The organism is Kitasatospora sp. NPDC041988 (assembly GCF_055588525.1).
This window is the reverse complement of sequence record NZ_JBVJCO010000037.1, coordinates 68,847-87,275: the sequence shown is the minus strand read 5'-3', so window position 1 is coordinate 87,275 and position 18,429 is coordinate 68,847. Positions and strand designations below refer to the sequence as shown.

The following is an 18,429-nucleotide window of genomic DNA, read 5'->3' as shown; positions in this document are numbered from 1 at the left end:
GCCCGGTAGCCTCCAGTGCGCCGGGCAGGTTGCGCAGCCGCCCGGCCACCAACGCCCAGTCCTCGTCGGTGGCCGTGGGCATCATGGTGAGGATGCTCCGCACCTGGTGCACGGGCGAGTTCACGTTGCGCAGCCGGCGGAAGTGGTCGCCGGCGTCGTACACGGCCGGCTCCGCGGCCAGACGCTCGCGGAGCAGCCGGCCGCAGGCCCGGGTCGGCCGTGTCCGCCCGGGCCGGCCGGGGCCGCTCAGCGCCGTCGAGCGCGGCCAGCGCCTCGCGGGCCGGAGCGGCGAGGGCCGCGAAGCCCTCCGGCGACGGATCCGGCTGCCGGTCGTCGCCCGGCTGCTGACCGAGCCGCGTCGCCAGCACCGGATCCAGCGCGGCGACCCGGGCGACGTACTCGTCGGCCATCCGGCGCGGTGTGCTCAGTTCGTCGGACATCCGGCCATCCTGAGGCGGCATCAGGATCGCTGTCAGCACTCCGGCCGCCGACGCCCCTGGAGCGCCGGGGCGCACGCGCCGGGGCCCGCCTCGGCACCGGCTCCGCCCGGCGGACGCGGTACCCGGGTGGAACGGCCGGCGTCGGCCCGCCGCCCCCGCCGCCATGCCCGCGTCACGCGCTTCCGAGGCCCGGACTAGGCTGTGACGGTGAGTCTTCATGTGGTTGTCGGATACGGGCCCGCGGGGGCGGCCACCGCTCGGCTGCTGGCCGAGCAGGGGCATTCGGTACGTGTGGTCACCAGGTCGGGCCGTCCCGCGGAGCCCGGCATCGAGCACGTGGCGCTGGACGCCGCGGCCGCCGGGCAGCTGGCCGGGGCCGCGCGCGGCGCCGTGGCGATCTACAGCTGCGCCGCGCCGCCCCTCCATCGCTGGGCGGCCGAGTGGCCGCCGCTGGCCGCGGCGCTCTGCGCGGCCGCCGAGGAGACCGGGGCCGTCCTGGTCGGCCTGGGCAACCTCTACGGCTACGGCCCGGTGGACGGCCCGCTCACCGAGGGCCTGCCGCTCGCGGCGACCGGCCCGAAGGGGCGGGTCCGGGCCGCGGTCTGGGAGCAGGCGCGGGCCCTGCACGAGGCGGGCCGCATCAGGGCGGTCGAGGTACGCGCCTCGGACTTCTTCGGCCCCGGCGTGACCGACGGCGGCCACCTGGCCTCGCGGGTCGTGCCGCGCGTGCTGAACGGCAGGCCCGTCACCGTACTGGGCGACCCGGAGGCGCCGCACAGCTGGAGCTACCTCCCCGATGTGGCCCGGGCTCTGGTCGAGGTCGCGGGTGAGGAGCGGGCCTGGGGGCGGGCCTGGCACGTGCCCACGGCCCCCGCGCTGTCGAGCCGGGAGATGGTCGACCGGCTCGCCGCGGAGGCGGGGACCGGCCCGGTGGCGGTGCGGAGGATGCCGGCGGCGGTGCTGGGGCTGGCCTCGCTCTTCTCACCCCTGATCCGCGAACTGCGTGAGGTCCGCTATCAGTTCGACCGTCCGTTCGTGATGGACTCGTCCGCCTACGAGTCCGCCTTCGCCGTGCGCGCCACTCCGGCCGAGGAGCAGTTCGGGGCGACGGTCGCGTGGTGGCGTGAGCGGACCTCCCCGGCGAAGGCCGTGTGAGGCCGCCGGCGCGTCCGCCATCACCGACCCCTCACCGACCCCTCACCGGCTCGCCCGACTCCTGGCCGGGAGTGCAACCGACGGACCGGTGATCACGTCCTAAGATCACACAATGGTGCACCGCCCCGGCCGGGGCGGTGCACCATCCGGGGGTGCGCAGGTCCGGCCGCCCCCGGTCGCGCGCCGGTCCCGCCCGGGGCCGCCGTCCGGCTCCGCGGACCGGACGCCACACTGGTCGGAGAGTTCTCACCGTGCAACCGCCGTCTCCTCGCTTCCGTGCCCTTCTGACGGGCACCACCGCGCTCGTCCTGGCCACTTCGCTGGCCGCCTGCTCCGGCGGCGACGGCGGCAGAGGCGACGCGGCGAAGGACGCCGGTACCGCCACCGGCCCGGCCGCCATCGGCGGCGCGTCCGCCGCCCCCGCCGCCCCCGCGGCCGGCAGCAAGGTCGCCATGCCCACCGGTCCGACCACGACGTTCGGCAAGGCCAGGGACACCACCGCCGGGCCGATCACCGTGACCACCCTGACCGGCGCGAAGTCCGGGGTGTCGGGAAAGGTCTGGGTCTGGCTGCCGCCCGAGTACAACGACCCCAAGTACGCGAAGACCGGCTTCCCCGTCATCGTCCTCTTCTCGGGCGGCCAGAGCGCCGGCTACAACACCTACACGGACAACCAGTTGCCCATCCAGGCGGCCGACGTGGAGATGACGAAGGCCGGCAAGGCCCACCCGTTCATCATGATCATGCCGGTGCAGAACCTGGACCCCGACGAGCACAAGGCGCTGGAGTGCAGCGACATCCCGGGCCAGCCCAAGATGGGCACCTGGCTGGCCGAGGACATACCCGCCTTCATCCGGGCCAACTTCCGCACCCTGAAGAGCCGGGACGGCTGGGGCGTGATGGGCGCCTCCACCGGCGCCTTCTGCAGCGCCAAGCTCGCCCTGCAGCACCCGGACACGTTCAAGGTCGCGGTGCCGGTCGACGGCTACTGGGCCCCCGACTCGCCGCTCTGGAAGGGGCACGAGACGGAGCGCCAGGCCAACAGCCCGAACGCCATGGTCTCGCAGGGCAAGGCTGACGTGCGGATGCTCGCCACCGCGGCCGGCGGCACCGCGCCCGAGGTCAAGCTGGTCAAGGACTGGATCGCCAAGGCCGTCCCGCCGCTGACGATCGACTACTACGAGCAGCCCGGCGGTCAGCACCTCACCTCGGACTTCAAGAAGATGATCCCGAACACCCTGGAATGGCTCACCAAGAACATGGCCGGGCCGACCGCCGACTGACGGTTCGTCCACAACGCGCCGCTGCCGGACAGTTGGCATGACTGAAACCCCGTCCGACCGGGCATACCGTGGATAGCCCGTCAACGGGCCCGGTTGGAACTCCCCACGAGCGCAACCGGGCCCCGACTGGCGGCCGGGCCTGGACGTGACTTCCCCCACGGAGTCGCTGCCAGGCCCGCATGCTGTTCAGCCAGCGACACGCAGCGTACATGCCACCTCAACGTAACGCTACCGTGCGGCCGTCGGACGCTTCATCTCCCGGCACCCGCACCCGAAACGGGCCGACCTCGGCGCCCGGCTGCGCCCGGTGGGGACGTGGTCACATGGCGTGCTCCCCGCCGGGGACCTTCAGGCCCAGGAAAGTGACCCGCCGGCGCAGCCGGAACCCCAGCGACTCGTACAGCCGGATCGCCGTGGCGTTCTCGGCGGAGGTGTGCAGGAACGGTCTGTCGCCGCGCTCGCGGATCCCGGCCGCGACCGCCCGTACGAGACGGGAGGCCAGACCCTGCCCGCGATGGGAGTCGGCCGTGCAGACCGCGCTGATCTCGGTCCAGCCCGGCGGGCGCAGGCGCTCCCCGGCCATCGCGACGAGCGCACCCCCGCGCCGGATGCCCAGGTAGCGGCCGAGTTCCACGGTGCGGGGCAGGAACGGGCCGGGCCGGGCCTGCTCCACCAGCGCCAGCATCTCCGGCACGTCGGCGGGGCCCAGCCGGACGGCCTCCTCGTCGGGCACGGCCCGGACGCCGTCGTCCACCAGCTGGACGCCGGGGCCCTGCATGAGGATCTCCCAGTGGGCCGGCACCGCGGTCGGCGAGCCGGTGGCGGCGAGGACGGTGCCCGGGCCGCACAGCGCCGCCACGTTCCGCCAGGTCTCCCGGTCGGGCCGGTCCGGGAGGGCCACGAACGGCGACACGTCGGCCGGGTAGCGCAGGACGTCGCCGCGCCGCTGGGCAAGGTGGGCGTGCGGGCCGAGCAGGGCGGCGCGGGCCGGGTTGTCCAGGATGTGGGCCGGGTTGTCCAGGACGCGGTGGTGCGGGGCGTCGTCCGTGGTGCCGTCGGGGGTGAGCGCGGGGTGGTGGGGCATACGAAGCCGTTCCTCGGTCTCGATACTTCTCGCTGTCTTCGGCGGCGGCGTGGCCGGCCCCGGCTGCGACGGAGCGCAACGACCGGGCATACCGGGTGTAGCGGGCGTGCGGGCCCCGGGAGCAGGTCGCCCCGCCGGTGGAAACGCGTGAGTGCGCGGATGCCGGACTCTTACGGGCGACAGAGCCCGGTCGGGGAGCCGACCCCGTCGATCCAGCGGCGCCGCACGAGCCCGGCCCCGCTGCCCTGGCCCCCGGCGGCAACACGGTGGGCACCGGCCGGCGGGTGGAACGCCGTGCGCGACGGCAGCGGGAGCCCGAAGAGGGCCCTCTCGTCCCGCCGTTGGCGTGCGTGCATCGCCCGTCCGTTTCGCGTCCGGCAACCGTGAACGTCCAGAGTACCGCGCACCGCGGCCGGTTCCAGAGGCGATCCCGGATCGCCGCTCGCGGGCCGATCCCGCCGGGGACCGACCGGGAACCACCCGTGGACCGCCCAGCGTCCCACCACTGCCTGCTCCCGCAGCCGTCTGAACCGGCGGTCCACTCCGGCCCGTTATCACCTACATACCGTGCATTAGTCCGACCCCCATACAGGAGTCATCGCACCACCATGTCCGCCCAGGCCCCAGCCCGCCCCCGCGCGGCCGCCACCGTCCTCCCGAGGCCCCGCGTGCCACAGCCCGCCCACCCGCAGCGAACCCGCCGGTCGTACGGCCACCCCGCTCCGAGGAGCAGCCGGTGAGGGGCTTTGCCGGATTCCGGCGCGACGAAGCCTCCCCGCAGGTCCAGGCGAGCGACCGGACCGGCCGACGCAGGGTCCGGAGAGGCGTGCTCGCCACCGTGGTGGTCTCCGCCGTGACCGCCGGCCTGCTGTGGTGGCATCCGTGGACCCCGGCCGCCACCGGCCGGCAGAAGCCGTTGGAGTTCACGACGGCCACCGGAGGCTCCCCCCGCTTCGGCACCGGCGAACAGTTCTACCGCTACAAGGTGCGTACCGAGAACGGAATCAAGGAGCGCCCCGAACAGTTCGCCGCCGAGGTCGACGCCGTCCTCGGCAACGTCCAACGCGGCTGGGCCGCGGACGGCACCCGCTCCTTCCAGCGCATGCCCGCCGACCCGGTGGACTTCACCGTCTACCTGGCCACCCCGGAGACCACCGACCGGATCTGCGGCCAGTACGGGCTGGACACCGGCGGCTGGGTGAACTGCGGCGTGGGCCACCAGGTCGTCATCAACCTCAAGCGCTGGACCGAGCTCACCGAGTACTACACCGGCCGGCCCGACCTCTACCACGCACTCGCCGTCAACCACGAGGTCGGCCACATACTCGGCCTCGGCCACGTCGACTGCCCCGGTCCGGGCCTGCCGGCTCCCGTGATGATGCAGCAGATCAAGGGGTTGCACGACTGCGTACCGAACGGCTGGCCCTACTCCGAAACCGGCACCCTCCTCACCGGTCCCCCCGTCCCGGCCCCCACCCCCGCCCCGTAGCCGCGGCACCCGCCCCGTGGTCGTGGCACCGGGTTCCACCGTGCGCGCGGCACGGGGCACCCGGCAAGGCCCGCGACTCAGGCCGCCTCGATGCGCTCCACGATCAGTTCGCACAGCTCGTGGGTGCGCAGGGCGTCGCGGGCGTCGAGGGTGCGGCCGGCGCGGACGGCATCGAGGAAAGCCATGACGATCTGCTCGATGCCGCGCTGGCGAGCCACCGGCACCCAGTCGCCGCGGCGACGGATCGTCGGCTGGCCCCGGTGATCGATCACCTCCGCCAGGTTGTGGACCTCGCGCTTGGAGTCCCCGCCCGAGACCTGGAGAACCTCCTCGGTGGAGCCGCTCACCCGGTTCATGATGCCCAGCGCCGTGAACCCCTCACCGGCCAGGGTGAGGACGAGGTGCTCCACCAGGCCGTCACGCACCCGGGAGCGGACGTCCACGTGCTCGACCTCACCGGGGGCCAGGAAACGAAGCACATCCACGACATGGATGAAGTCATCGAAAACCATCGACCTCGCCGCCTCCGGCAGGCCCTCCCGGTTCTTCTGCAGCACGATCAGGTCGCGTGGCCGCTCCTTCGCCTGAACATAACCGGGCGCATAGCGGCGGTTGAAGCCCACCATCAGCGAACGACCCGTACGATCCGCGAGGTCGACCAGCCGGCGGGAACCGTCCGACGTGTAGTCGAGCGGCTTGTCCACGTACACGTCGACGCCGGCGGTGAGCAGCTGCTCCACGATCGGGACGTGCTGGTCCGTTGCCGCGTGGACGAACGCGGCCCGGATTCCGCCGGCGATCAGCTCGCCGAGGTCGGTGAACCGCTTGCCCGGATCGATGCGGTAGGTGTCGCCGATCCGGTCGAGCTTGGCCCGGTCCCGGGTCATCAAACGCAGATCCAGACCCGGCAGCGCCGCCAGCACCGGCAGATACGCCTTCTGGGCGATGTCGCCAAGACCGATCACCCCGACCGGCAACGGGGCATCGGGGACGGGGATCGGACTCATCGGCTCTCCAGTGGGCACGGGTGATCACGGACCGCACCCACCCTATTCGCCACGCACCGCACGCCGCACGACACCGCCTGCGCGGCAGCGCACGCCTCCTCGGCACCGGGCCGACTCGTCGCGGCCCTGTGCGTGTTGCCGGTCTCGGCCCGGCGGCCCTCGACCGGCACAGGAGACCTCACGGCGGCGGTCACCTCCCGGTGTCCCAGGGCGCCGGCAGGGCCGATCGGGTGGCCGCTGCCGTGTCCGACCGCGATGGGCGAGTACGGGCCCGGGGGGACGCGGTTTGATCCCGTAGACCCCGACGTCGTGAGGAGGGCGACCGCCGTGTCCGACGAGGACATCCTCCTTGGCATCGCCCTGACCGTGGCCCTCGCCACGGGGTCCCAGGTCCTGGCGAACAAGCTGCGGGTCCCCGCCCTGATCGTGCTACTGCCGGTCGGCTTCACCGCAGGCGCGCTGACCGACGTCATCCACCCCGGACAGCTCGTCGGCCCGGACTTCCCCGCACTGGTGTCGCTGTCCGTCGCCGTGATCCTCTACGACGCCGGCCTCGGACTGAACCTGCGTCACCTCACCGGCCGCACCCGCGGGATCGTGGTCAAGCTGCTGGTCATCGGCATCCTGGTCACCTTCTTCGCCGTCTGCGCCGTCGGGCCGGCGCTGTTCGGGATCCCGCTCAGGGTCGCGGCCATGATCGCTGTGATCCTGGTGGTGTCCGGCCCCACCGTGGTCGGCCCCCTGCTGGAGTACGTCCGGCCGACGGACAGGCTGCGGCGCATCCTCATCTGGGAGGGGACGCTGACCGACCCGATCGGTGGCATCCTCGGCGCCATCGTCTTCCACGCCGTCGCCACCACCGGGCAGATCGACATCGGGCGGGGCTACCAGTTCGGACAGTTCCTCATCAGCATGGGCGTCGGCCTCGCCGGCGGCGCGGTGGGCACCACCGTCCTCTGGCTCGCGCTGCGCAGGCTGCGGCTCGGCGAGACGCTCGGCACCCTGGCCCAGCTGGCGACCGTGGTCCTCGTCTCCGCGGGCTGCGACATCGCCCGCGACGACACCGGCCTGATCGCCGCGATCGTCACCGGACTCGCCGTCACCAACCTCCCCGGCCTGGACATGCCGGCCCGTCGGCCGTTCCTCGAAACACTAGTCCAGCTGATCATCGGCCTGCTGTTCATCTCCATCTCCTCCGCCGTCACCCCCGCCTCCGTCACGCCGGTGCTCGTCCCCTCCCTGATCCTGATCGCGATCCTCGTCCTGGTCGTCCGGCCGCTCATCGCCTTCGCCTCCGCCCGGGGCTCCGACCTGACCACGGGCGAATGGGGCTTCATCGGCTGGATGGCGCCCCGCGGCATCGTCGCCGCCTCGACCGCGTCCGCCTTCGCCGCCACCCTGGTGGAGAAGGGGCTTCCCGGCGCCAGGAAGATCCTCCCGATCACCTTCCTCGTGATCGTGGGGACGGTCGTGCTCTACGCGCTGACCGCCGCCCCCGTGGCACGACGGCTCAAGGTCGTCCGGCCGAGCCGGACCCGCCCGCTCCTCGTCGGCGGCGAACCCTGGGTGATCGGCCTGGGGAAGGCCCTGCAGTCGGCCGGACTCGACGTGCTGATGTGGGCGGGGCTCGACGAGGAACGCGACCGGATCACCATGGCCGGCATCGAACTCGCACACGGGGAGATGCTGGCGACCGCGACCAACCCCCGGGCCCGTCTGGAGGGCGTCACCGCGGTGTTCCTACTCACCGACGACGACGACTTCAACGCGCTCGCCTCCGTCGTCGTCAAGGACAACGTCGAAGGCCCCGTCTACCGCGTGGGCCCGCCACGGGGCAGCCACGGCGTGGTCGCCCCCTACACGGGAGGCGACATCCTCTTCGGCCGTGCTCTCGTCCGGCACCGCCTGGCGGCCCGCTACGAGCAGGGCTCCCGCTTCCACGTGCAACCCGGATCCCTGCCCATCCCCCCGGACCACGACCTCCTCTTCGTCATCAGCACCGACGGCCTCCTGGCCCCGGTCACCGAGGCCCAGGCGATCACGCCGCAGCCGGACGAGACCGCCGTCCTGCTGGGCCCCGCATGATGTCCTGGGCCGCCCGCTTCCGGCTGCGGCAGTACGCCAAGGCCAGCCTGTGGATCGTCCCGCTGTTCGGGCTCGTCCTCGGCGTCGCCCTGGCCGAGGCGGCGGCCGCCGTGGACGGGGCGTCCTGGCTGCCGAAGACCTGGGACTACTCCGCGTCGACCGCGAGCAGCGTCCTCAGCTCCGTGGTCGGCTCGATGATCGCGCTGCTCGGGTTCGTCGTCACCATCGGCGTCCTCGTCATCCAGCAGGCCACCGGCACACTCTCCCCCCGCTACATGCGGCTCTGGTACCGCGACCGGCTGCAGAAGGCCGTACTGGCGACCTTCACCGGCACCTTCGCATTCGCCTACACCCTGTTGCGGAGCATCGAGACCGACTCCGTGCCCAACCTCGGCGTGACCCTCGCCGGCATCGCCGTCTCGGCCAGCCTCCTCCTCCTGCTGATCTACCTCAACCGGTTCACGCACAACCTGCGCCCCGTGGCCATCGCCGACATCGTGGGACGCCTGGGCGAGCAGGTCCTGGACCGCGCCGCGGCGGGCATCCGGAGCTCCACGGCGCGCGACCCGGCGCCGCAGCCGAGCTCCCCGGCCGGCCGCATCCGGTCGGAACGCGGCGGCGTCATCCAGGCGATCAACGCGCCCGGCATGGTCGCGCTCGCCGCCCAGCACGACTGCGTCCTCGTCCTGGCCGCCTCCGTCGGCGACTTCGTACCGCCCGGCGCCACCGTGGTCGAGATCCATGGCGGCGCACCCGCGCCGGATCCCCACCTGGTGACCGGCCTCCTCGCCCTCGGCGCCGAGCGGACCATCGAGCAGGACCCGGCCTTCGCCCTGCGCATCCTCGTCGACATCGCCATCCGGGCCCTCTCCCCCGCCGTCAACGACCCCACCACCGCCGTCCAGGTGCTGAACCACATCGAGACGTTCCTCTACACCGTCGGCCGCGTCGGGCTCCGCAGCAGCTACGTGCTCGCCGATGACAACGGCCGGCCGCGCCTCGTACTGCCCGGCCGGCCGTGGGAGGACTACCTGGAACTCGCCGTCACCGAGATCCGCGACTACGGCGCGAGCTCCGTCCAGGTGTGCCGACGGCTCAGGGCCGTCCTCGAAGGCCTCCTCGCGGCGCTGCCGCAGGAGTGCCAACCCGCCCTCCGCCTCGAACTCTCCCTCCTCGACCTCGCGGTCGACCGGGAGTACGGCGACACGCCCCGCCGGGCCGACGCCCGGACCCCCGACCCCCAGGGCATCGGCGGAGGGCGGCATCCCAGGGGCGCACCGCCCGACACCCCGGCACCCCCCGGCGGGCCCGGCCGATAGGAGCGTCTCCGACCCGGCCGGGCCCGCCGCGCCCACCGATCCCGCCGGCCGATCGTCGCTGGTAGCCACACCTTCCGGATCTCGCGGCGGCCGCCCGCCGGTGTCACGATGGACTCAAGAGTTCCGCCGCGATCGGAGGCGGTCATGGGCCGCTACTACCACTTCCACCGTGAACACGCCGGCTACTCCGTGACCGTCGACGTGCACCTGGGCGGACCCCGGGAGCTCGCGCTCCTGGTGGACGGCAAGGAGGTTGCGGCGGTGCGCATCCATGGCCACCACTCCGAGGTGCGGTCGCTGGCCACGACCCTGCCGACCGACCCGCCACGCCACATCGACGTCCAGGTGGCACTGCCCGGCCCGGTCCGGGGAGAGCCGACCAGCGTCCTGGTCGAGGACGGCACCCGGCTCCCGATGCCCGAGAGGGAGATAGCCCGCAGAGCGCGGCTGACGGAGGTTTCCTGGTACGCCTGAGCGGCGATTCCACCGCACCGCGCCCGACCGGAGGAGTCCCGTTCCAGTTCGGTGAACGGAGTGTCCAGCCGCTGCGGGCCGATGGTGCTCGGCGTGCCGCCGGTCGGGCTCCGGGATAAGGCCGGCCTCCCGATCGGGTGGAGCGGGGAGATCGCGGACCACGATTCAGCGGGACACTGCGGCCGGAGGCGGCGGCGGCGCGGCGGCAGGCGCGGGGGCGAGCCTGAACGTGAGGGCGTAGGAGACCACGACCGCGACGATCACGAGCGGCATGACGGTCAGGCCCTCCGCTCCCAGGAGCAGGGTGGCCAGCAGCACCGCGGTCATCGGCAGTTTCAGCATCGCCACACACAGCGCTCCGACGCCCATCGCGAACCCTGAGGTCACGTCCAGTCCGGGGAGGTGCGCAAGGGCGAGCCCGCCCGCCGCTCCCACGAACATCGACGGAAAGACCGGGCCGCCACGGAAACCACTGAGCGAAAGGCTGTAGGCGAGCGCCTTGCAGACCACCAGGACGACCAGGGTCCCCGCCGTGTACCCGGCTTGACCGGCCAGCAGCGGCCCGAGTGCGCTCTGCCCCGAGTACAGCACGTCCGACGCCTCCTTGCCCGTCCACTCGGCGTACACCAGCGCGAGGACTCCCACGAGCACGCCGGCCATGGTGGTGAGCACCACCCGCCTCCGGTCGACCCGGGCCTGCAGGAACAGGCCCGAACGGTGGATCCCCGCCCCGAGGAAGGCAGAGGCCACCCCGATGACGAGTGCCCAGCCGAACCCGGCGAGGTCGGGGCGGTCGGCGTGCGGCACCTGTGGAAGGGCCAACGAGTACGTGCCCAGACCGGTCCAGGACCCGAGGCCGGTGAAGATCAGTGCGCCGACGCCGGCCGCGAGGAGGCCCGGCACCAGAACGACACCCATCATGGCGCCACCGAGACCGGCCGCCTCCATCAGCAGGAACGCGCCGAGCAGCGGCGATCCGAGCAGCGTGCTGACGGCCGCGAAACTCCCCGCCGCCCCCAGCACCGCGCTCGAACTCGGCTGCACGTCCCGCTTCACCGCCCGGACGGCGAACACCGCCAGCCCCCCGCCGAGCGCGATGAGCGGAGCCTCGGGCCCGAGCACCACGCCCGCCCCGAGCGACAGCACCGCCGCGAGCGCGATACCGGGCAGTTCCGCCGCCGTCGGCGCTCCCTTGGCGACCAGCCCCTCGGCCGGCTTGTGCCCGCCCTGTCCCGGCAGGCGGCTGATGGTCAGGGCCACCAGCAGCCCGGCCAGGGCGAGGAGCGGGATCGGCCACCACGAAGGCGTTCCGTCGAAGCCCAGCGCTTCGGGGAGATCGGTGTAGGTCAGCGACTGCAGTTCGGACACGAGCGCGAGGAAGCCGAACGCGACCGCGGAGATCGGGACGCCGAGAAGCGCCGCCATCACCAGCAGCACCGCGTACTTGCGGCTCCGGATCAGCACGAGGGGATCCGGTGGTGGGGCAGCGGCCGGTCCGACGGCCGTGGTCGGCATGCTCATCGTCTCCTCAGCACCGGACGGCAGCCTGAAACACGTCGGTCGACAGGCCTCGGAGCCGTCGTACCACGGCTCGGGGGCATGCCCGGCACTTCCGGTCCGTGACTGCCCGGCGAGTCACCGGACGTCATCCGGGCGGCTCAGTCCAGGATCCCCCGCCCGGCCCCGCCCGCCGCGGCCTCGCCGCGCGCGAGCGGCCACAGATTCCAGCCGCGACTCCTCTCGACGGCGGGCCGGCCACCGTAACGGGCGCGTCCGACCGTCCTGGCCGATAGTGAAATCAAAGGACCACCCTGACCTTGGGACGCTCATGGACCGCTACCCGCCCATTGCCGAGCACGGCCTCATAGGCGACCTGCAAACCGCCGCGCTGGTGACCTCGCGCGGCGTCGTCGACTGGTTCGCCGCACCCCGCTTCGACTCCCCCAGCATCTTCGCCGCCCTCCTCGACCACGACCGCGGCGGCTACTTCCGGCTCGCGGACGTCAATCCTCAGGCCACCTGCAAACAGCTGTACTACCCGGACACCGCCGTCCTGGTCACCCGCTTCATGTCGCCCGACGGGGTGGGCGAATTAATCGACTGGATGCCGCCGAACACCAGCCGCACCCCGACCGACCGGCACACCCTGATCCGGACGGTGCGCAGCGTGCGCGGCACCGTGCGCTTCGACATGGAGTGCCGCCCGCGGTTCGACTACGGCCGGGCCACCCACGAACTGGACCTGCGGCCCGACGCACCCGTGTTCCGGGCGCCGGGCGTCTGCGCGTACCTCCAGAGCACCTTCCCGGTGGAACGGGACGGCAACGACCTACGGGGCTCCGTCACGCTGAACGTCGGCGAATCGGCAGCTGTCGTCCTGACCGTCTGCGACGCCGACGGCCAGGTACCGCCGCCGCCCACCGTCGACGGGATCACCGAACAGCTTTGGGACGCAGCCGACTTCTGGCAGAAGTGGGTGCACGGATCCAACTACCGCGGCCGCTGGCCGGACATGGTGAACCGCTCCGCGATCACCCTCAAGCTGCTCACCTACGCCCCCAGCGGCGCACCGGTGGCGGCGGCCACCATGGGCCTGCCCGAACAGGTCGGCGGCGAGCGCAACTGGGACTACCGCTACACCTGGGTCCGCGACGGCTCGCTCTCCGTCCGCGCCCTGCTCGACCTCGGTTTCGTCGAGGAGGCGACGGACTTCACGCACTGGCTGGGCGACCGCCTGGGCGAGACGGCCGGGAAGGGCGGCGAACCGCTCCAGATCATGTACCGCGTCGACGGCGAACCGCTGCTGACCGAGGAGATCCTCGGCCATCTGGAGGGGTACCGCGGCTCCGCGCCGGTGCGGCTCGGCAACGCAGCCGCCGACCAGTTGCAGCTGGACATCTACGGTGAGGCGCTCTACGCCCTCTCCGAGGGCCGGGAGATCGCCGCCCAGGCCGGCTACCGCGGCTGGAAGATCCTCTCCCGGAGCCTGGACTGGCTGGCCGACTCCTGGGACCGCCCCGACGAGGGCATCTGGGAGACCCGCGGCGGGCGGCAGGACTTCACCTACAGCCGGGTGATGTGCTGGGCGGCCTTCGACCGCGGCCTGCGATTGGCCGACGACTTCCGCCGGCCGGCCGACACCGAGCGCTGGACGAAAGCCCGCGACGCCATCCTGCTGCAGGTCATGGAGCGCGGCTGGAGCGAGGAGCAGCAGGCGTACGTCCAGCACTACGGCGGGGACGCCGTCCTGGACGCCTCGCTGCTACTGATGCCCCGGGTGGGGTTCGTCGCCCCCCGGGACCCGTCCTGGCTGTCCACCCTGGACGCGATGGACCGCACCCTGGTGTCCGACAGTCTCGTCTACCGCTACGACCCGGCCGCCTCCCCCGACGGCCTGCGCGGCTCGGAGGGCACGTTCAGCCTCTGCACCTTCCTCTACGTCGATGCACTGGCCCGGGCCAGGCGCCTGCGGCCCGCCCGTTACACCTTCGAGAAGATGCACACCTACGCCAACCACGTCGGCCTCTTCGCCGAGGAGGTGGGTCCCAGCGGCGAACAACTCGGCAACTTCCCGCAGGCGTTCACCCACCTGTCGCTCATCATGGCGGCATCGACCCTCGACGAGGCCCTCGACCGCGGGCGCCCCTGACAGGGCCCGGGGAGCGCTGTTCACGGCACCGCGCGACCAACCGTGCCGCCGGAACCTGAGCGGTTCAAGGGCCTCCACGACGGGCTGCGCGGGCAGACCTACGGCGCGGACCCGGCCGCAGGGGTGAGTAGGACGGCGACGTCGCCGCCGGTCGGCGTCGGCGCGGTGGTCTCGGTAGTGGCGACGAGCCGGCCGTCCGCGCTCACCAGGAACAGCACGTCGTGTCCGGCCGGGAGACCTCCGTCGACCCGGAAGGCGACGATGCGGGCTCCCCCCTCATACCGGCGAGCCAGTTCGGGCCGGTTGAGGGCGGGGGCGAACAGCGCCTCGCTCTCGATGTAGGGGGCGACCACGCCGTGGCTGGGGGTGGCCGGCGCCAGGCGGTGGACGGGCCCCTCCACCGTCTCCTTCAGCGTCATGAACGCGAGGGCGTTGAAGTCGTCCTCGTCGGTGAGCAGGAGTACCTCGGTGATGCCCTCCAGCTCGGCACCGGCCCCGGTGGCGGCGGCGAGGAGTTCGCCGGGGGCGAGTTCGAGGCCCGCGTCCTTGATGGTCTGGCGCTGCTGGTCGAGTCCTGCCCACATGAGCACGTCCAGGCCCGCCGACCGCAGGGCGCCACCCAGCTCCACCACCCAGGGATCGCCCCCGACCAGCAGCGGCCGCGACCGTGCCGAACGGCGGACGCCGAGCCGCCGCGCCACCGGGAGCGCCGTCAGGCCGTAGACCATGACGGTGGCGACGATCACGACGAAGGTGGCCGGAAGGATCTTCTGTGCCCCGCCGACACCGGCCTGCACCAGGGCGGCGGAGAAGGTGGACGCGGTGGCCGCGGCGACGATGCCGCGCGGTGCCATCCATCCGATGAACCACCGTTCCCGGTGGGGGACGTCGGTGCGGGCGGTGGAGAGCAGCGCCACCAGGGGTCTGACCACCAGGACGAGGGCCGCGACGAGGCCGAGGGCGGGCAGAACCACGTGGCGCAGCGACTGCGGGGTGACGGTGGCCGAGATCGAGATGAACAGCAGGCCGATGGTCAGCGAGACCAGCGTCTCGAAGAAGACCCGGCGGGCCGGGATGTCGAGCCCCGGCAGATTGGCCAGCGCCATCCCCATCACCACGGCCGCGATCAGGCCGGTGTCGTCCCGGAAGGCGTCGCAGAGCCCCGCCACCGAGACCACCGCGGCGAGCTGCACCGTCGTGCCGAGCACCTCGCCGAGGGGCAGGTGGCGCAGCAGCAGCCAGAGCACGGCGGCTCCGACGGCGCCGCCTGCCAGACCGACCGCAGCGCTGCCGCTGAACATGCCCAGCTGGCTGCCGAGACCGTACTGTTCGGCGGCCAGGACGCCGTGGAAGACGAACGCCCCGAGGATGCCGCCCACCGGGTCGATCAGGGAGCCCTCCCAGACGAGGATGCGTTGCAACCGTTCGGTCGGGCGGACGAAGCCCAGCAGCGGCCCGACCACGGTGGGGCCACTGACCACGAGGATCGCGCCCAGCATCACGGCGGAGCCCAGTGACATGCCGATGATCGGGACGGCGAGCAATGCCGCCGACAACCAGGTGACCAGGCCACCGAACCAGATCAGCCTGACCACGACCCGGCGGGTGTGCCCCTTGAGCCGGCGCAGGTCCAGCCCGAGTCCCGCGTCGTAGAGGATCACCGCCACGGCGAGCGACACCAGCGGTGAGAACGCGGCGCCCAGCAGCTTCTCGGGATTGACGTCGTCGGTCAACGCGCCCGCGACGAATCCGGCGGGCAGCAGCAACAGGATCGCCGGCACCCGCAGCAGGCTCGCCAGCAGCTGGGAGCCGACGGCAAGGGCGACGATCAGTGCGATGCCGATCAGGATCTGACTGGATGTCACGACATCTCCTCCTTGGACGCGCCGGTCCTACCCGGCGAGCCGCGTGATGCTCCGGCCGGCCAGGAGGGAGAGTCCCGCCGCGGCCGTCACCGTGCGACGTCCTCGTCGGCCAGCGGTTCCAGTACGCCGTGGGTGTCGAGGCGGTAGAGGACGACGAGGGCCGGGCCGATGAACACGAGGGCGACGGCCGCGACGATGAGCATCCACTGGAGCGGGGCGCTCGCCCCCGCCCCCTGCTGGACGGTCAGCGAGGTGGGCACCAGGTAGGGCTTCTGGGCGAAGCCCCAGGCGGCGACCAGCAAGGCCACGACCGCCACCGAGGTGTAGCGTGCCCACCCGGCGGCGGAGCCGGCGACCAGCCAGGCCGTGACCGCCAGCGCCGCCGCGGCGAGCAGGACGAGCAGCAGCCCGATCCCGTGGGTGAGCCCGTGGTGGACGTACGAGGCGTGCGGCTCGGTCACGATCAGGCCGATCACGCCGAGGATCAGCAGGGCGGCGGCGGCGATCCAGGCGCGCAGCCGGAAGTAGCCGACCAGGTCGTGCGCCTCGAAGCGCCGGGCGTCCACCGTGAGGAACACGGCGCCGAGGAAGGCGGTGGCCGCCACGGCGACCAGGCCGCCCATGATCGAGGTGGTGCTGGCCCAGGCGTCGGCCGACGCGACGGTGCCGGGGGCGACCCGCCCGGAGGCCACGGCGCCGATGGCGGCGCCCAGGAAGAACGGGGTGAGCAGGGAGGAGACGGCGAACACGACGCCGTAGAACCGGCGTTCGGCCAGTCGCCGGGTGGGCTTGCGCAGCGCGAACCCGGCGCCGCGCAGGACCAGGCCGACGGCGGCCAGTGCCAGCGGGAGCCAGAGTGCGGTGAACACCGTCTGGAAGAACACCGGGAACCCGGTCCACATCAGGACGAGCACGAAGATCAGCCAGACGTTGTTGACCTCCCAGACCGGTGCCATGGCGTGGTCGATCAGCCAGCGGGGGCGTTTGCCGTGCTCGGCGCCGCCGGCCACCAGGTCCCAGAACCCGGCGCCGTAGTCGACGCCGCCGCCGCAGGCGTAGGCGGCGATCGCGAGCAGCAGGATCCAGGCGACGACGTTCGCTGTCACAGCTCACTCCCGGGGGTCCGGCGGGTACCCGGGGCACTCGCGGCCGGCTCGGGACGCGGACCGTAGGGGGTGTCCGTCTCGGGGCCCTCGGCGAGCGCTCGGGCGGATCCGGAGTCGGCGAGCCGCCAACGACTACGCATCTTCAGGACGACGGTGAGGAACGCACCGAAGACGAGGACGTAGACCGTGACGACGATACCGAACATGGTCCACAGCGAGGCGGCGGCGGTGGGGGTCACGGCCTCGGAGACCCGCATGTTCTGGTAGACGATCCAGGGCTGGCGGCCCACCTCGGTGGTGATCCAGCCGCACTCCACCGTCAGCAGGCTGGCCACACCGGCAACCGCGGCGAACCGGAAGAACCACCGGGAGCGGGGCAGGTCACGGCGGCGCAGCCAGCACCAGCCGTACCAGAGGGCGAGCAGGATCAGCAGGCTGCCGATGGTGACCATGATGTCGAAGGCCCAGTGCGCGATGGTCGCCTGGGTCGTGGTGGGGCGGTCGGAGGCGGGTACCGAGGTCAGTCCGGTGACCTGGGTCTTGGGGCTGAACCCGGCGAGGATGGAGTCCAGTTGGGGAATCTTGAGACCGCCCTTGACGGTCCCGTCCTCCTGGAGGCGGCCGAACATGTACTCGGGCACATGGGTGTCGGTGTTCCAGACGATCTCCGTCGCGGCGAACTTGACGGGCTGCTTGTGGAAGACCGCCCGGGCGATGGCGTCGCCGAGCACGAACTGGACGGGGGTGAGAATCGCCGCGGCCGTGAACGGCACGGTGAAGCCGAGGCGGTGGTAGCGGTCCCGCCGGCCGCGCAGCCATCCCACCGCGTAGACGCCCGCCACCACATAGCCGGCGGTGAGGAACATCGCGACGACGAAGTGCCAGTACTGCGGGCCGAACATGGGTGTGAAGATGGCCTGTTGGACGCTGACATCCACGGGATTGCCGCTCGCGTCGAGGGTGAAGCCCTGCGGGGTGTTCATCCACGAGTTGGCGGCGATGATGCCGAACGCACCCATCAACGCCGTCAGCGGCAATGGCACGCCGAGCCAGAAGTGCGTCCACGGCTTCAGCCTGCGCCAGCCGTAGAGGTAGATCGCGATCAGGATCGCCTCCAGGAAGAACGCCCACGCCTCCACGCCGAAGCCGAGGCCGAAGACGTCCCCCCAGCGGCCCATCATGCCCGGCCACAACAGGCCGAACTCGAACGAGAGCACGGTGCCGGTGACGATGCCGACGGCGAACTGGACGGCCATCACGGCGGACCACCTCCGCGCCAGCAGCAAGGCGGTCGGATCGGCCTTCCGCAGCCCCCGGTAGTGCATCACCAGAGTGACGAACGGCAGCGCCACGCCCAGCGGCACCAGCAGGATGTGGGAGGCAAGGGTGAACGCCATCAACTCCCGGGCGGGGAGCAGCTGTGCCGGGGTGTCAGCCAGGAGGTGTGCTGCCGTGTTCATGCGGGCCTCGGTG

At 72.3% G+C, this 18,429-nt stretch carries 13 protein-coding genes and 1 pseudogene; 7 read left to right on the top strand and 7 right to left on the bottom strand.

The window, feature by feature from the left end; all coding sequences use genetic code 11:
• Positions 1-19 precede the first annotated feature (19 nt).
• Positions 20-163 (bottom strand): annotated as a pseudogene (locus ACZ6NC_RS30515) (hypothetical protein); the annotation flags it as partial.
• A 484-nt stretch (positions 164-647) separates the two neighbouring features.
• Between ACZ6NC_RS30515 and ACZ6NC_RS30510 the strand changes: the two are divergent.
• Together ACZ6NC_RS30510 and ACZ6NC_RS30505 are read left to right on the top strand one after the other, a co-directional pair.
• Positions 648-1,595: an NAD-dependent epimerase/dehydratase family protein gene (locus ACZ6NC_RS30510; protein ID WP_465737069.1), complete on the top strand. Its 948-nt coding sequence runs from the start codon at positions 648-650 to the stop codon at positions 1,593-1,595.
• Between the two features lie 251 nt (positions 1,596-1,846).
• The gene (locus tag ACZ6NC_RS30505; protein WP_465737068.1) at positions 1,847-2,878 is read left to right on the top strand and encodes an alpha/beta hydrolase; all 1,032 of its coding nucleotides are present in this window, start codon (positions 1,847-1,849) and stop codon (positions 2,876-2,878) included.
• Positions 2,879-3,197: 319 nt separating this feature from the next.
• On the opposite strand, the gene ACZ6NC_RS30500 is transcribed toward ACZ6NC_RS30505, so the two are convergent.
• Complete coding sequence (locus tag ACZ6NC_RS30500; protein WP_465737067.1) at positions 3,198-3,962, bottom strand: GNAT family N-acetyltransferase; 765 nt, start codon at positions 3,960-3,962, stop codon at positions 3,198-3,200.
• A 736-nt stretch (positions 3,963-4,698) separates the two neighbouring features.
• Between ACZ6NC_RS30500 and ACZ6NC_RS30495 the strand changes: the two genes are divergently transcribed.
• Entirely contained in the window at positions 4,699-5,451 is a 753-nt protein-coding gene (locus ACZ6NC_RS30495; RefSeq protein WP_465737065.1) for a DUF3152 domain-containing protein, read from the top strand.
• Between the two features lie 77 nt (positions 5,452-5,528).
• On the opposite strand, the gene ACZ6NC_RS30490 is transcribed toward ACZ6NC_RS30495, so the two are convergent.
• Positions 5,529-6,428 (bottom strand): Gfo/Idh/MocA family protein, encoded by a 900-nt coding sequence (locus tag ACZ6NC_RS30490; protein ID WP_465737082.1) that lies wholly within the window; start codon positions 6,426-6,428, stop codon positions 5,529-5,531.
• A 357-nt stretch (positions 6,429-6,785) separates the two neighbouring features.
• On the opposite strand from ACZ6NC_RS30490, the gene ACZ6NC_RS30485 reads away from it, so the two are divergent.
• The 3 genes from ACZ6NC_RS30485 to ACZ6NC_RS30475 all read left to right on the top strand — a co-directional run bounded on the left by ACZ6NC_RS30485 (position 6,786) and on the right by ACZ6NC_RS30475 (position 10,336).
• Entirely contained in the window at positions 6,786-8,543 is a 1,758-nt protein-coding gene (locus tag ACZ6NC_RS30485; protein WP_465737064.1) for a cation:proton antiporter, read from the top strand.
• The gene (locus ACZ6NC_RS30480) at positions 8,540-9,862 is read left to right on the top strand and encodes a DUF2254 domain-containing protein (RefSeq protein WP_465737063.1); all 1,323 of its coding nucleotides are present in this window, start codon (positions 8,540-8,542) and stop codon (positions 9,860-9,862) included. The genes ACZ6NC_RS30485 and ACZ6NC_RS30480 overlap by 4 nt, the downstream gene beginning before the upstream one ends.
• Positions 9,863-10,006: 144 nt before the next feature.
• Positions 10,007-10,336 (top strand): hypothetical protein, encoded by a 330-nt coding sequence (locus ACZ6NC_RS30475; protein ID WP_465737062.1) that lies wholly within the window; start codon positions 10,007-10,009, stop codon positions 10,334-10,336.
• A gap of 165 nt (positions 10,337-10,501) precedes the next feature.
• Here ACZ6NC_RS30475 and ACZ6NC_RS30470 read toward each other — a convergent pair whose 3' ends face one another.
• Positions 10,502-11,851 carry a chloride channel protein gene (locus ACZ6NC_RS30470; RefSeq protein ID WP_465737061.1) on the bottom strand — a complete coding sequence of 450 codons (1,350 nt, stop codon included), beginning with the start codon at positions 11,849-11,851 and terminating at the stop codon, positions 10,502-10,504.
• A 313-nt stretch (positions 11,852-12,164) separates the two neighbouring features.
• Between ACZ6NC_RS30470 and ACZ6NC_RS30465 the strand changes: the two genes are divergently transcribed.
• Positions 12,165-13,985, top strand: coding sequence for a glycoside hydrolase family 15 protein (locus ACZ6NC_RS30465; protein WP_465737059.1), 1,821 nt, complete (start codon positions 12,165-12,167; stop codon positions 13,983-13,985).
• A gap of 98 nt (positions 13,986-14,083) precedes the next feature.
• Here ACZ6NC_RS30465 and ACZ6NC_RS30460 read toward each other — a convergent pair whose 3' ends face one another.
• The 3 genes from ACZ6NC_RS30460 to ACZ6NC_RS30450 all read right to left on the bottom strand — a co-directional run bounded on the left by ACZ6NC_RS30460 (position 14,084) and on the right by ACZ6NC_RS30450 (position 18,416).
• A complete protein-coding gene (locus ACZ6NC_RS30460; protein WP_465737058.1) occupies positions 14,084-15,850 on the bottom strand; it encodes a cation:proton antiporter in 1,767 nt (588 codons plus the stop codon).
• Positions 15,851-15,936: 86 nt separating this feature from the next.
• A complete protein-coding gene (locus tag ACZ6NC_RS30455; protein WP_465737057.1) occupies positions 15,937-16,956 on the bottom strand; it encodes a cytochrome d ubiquinol oxidase subunit II in 1,020 nt (339 codons plus the stop codon).
• Positions 16,953-18,416, bottom strand: coding sequence for a cytochrome ubiquinol oxidase subunit I (locus tag ACZ6NC_RS30450; protein ID WP_465737056.1), 1,464 nt, complete (start codon positions 18,414-18,416; stop codon positions 16,953-16,955). Before ACZ6NC_RS30450 ends, ACZ6NC_RS30455 begins: the two co-directional genes overlap by 4 nt.
• Positions 18,417-18,429 lie beyond the last annotated feature (13 nt).

Coding starts and splice junctions, on each gene's coding strand:
- ACZ6NC_RS30450 (WP_465737056.1), bottom strand. CDS start 18,416: ATGAACACGGCAGCACACCTCCTGGCTGACACCCCGGCACAGCTGCTC.
- ACZ6NC_RS30480 (WP_465737063.1), top strand. CDS start 8,540: ATGATGTCCTGGGCCGCCCGCTTCCGGCTGCGGCAGTACGCCAAGGCC.
- ACZ6NC_RS30475 (WP_465737062.1), top strand. CDS start 10,007: ATGGGCCGCTACTACCACTTCCACCGTGAACACGCCGGCTACTCCGTG.
- ACZ6NC_RS30470 (WP_465737061.1), bottom strand. CDS start 11,851: ATGCCGACCACGGCCGTCGGACCGGCCGCTGCCCCACCACCGGATCCC.
- ACZ6NC_RS30465 (WP_465737059.1), top strand. CDS start 12,165: ATGGACCGCTACCCGCCCATTGCCGAGCACGGCCTCATAGGCGACCTG.
- ACZ6NC_RS30500 (WP_465737067.1), bottom strand. CDS start 3,962: ATGCCCCACCACCCCGCGCTCACCCCCGACGGCACCACGGACGACGCC.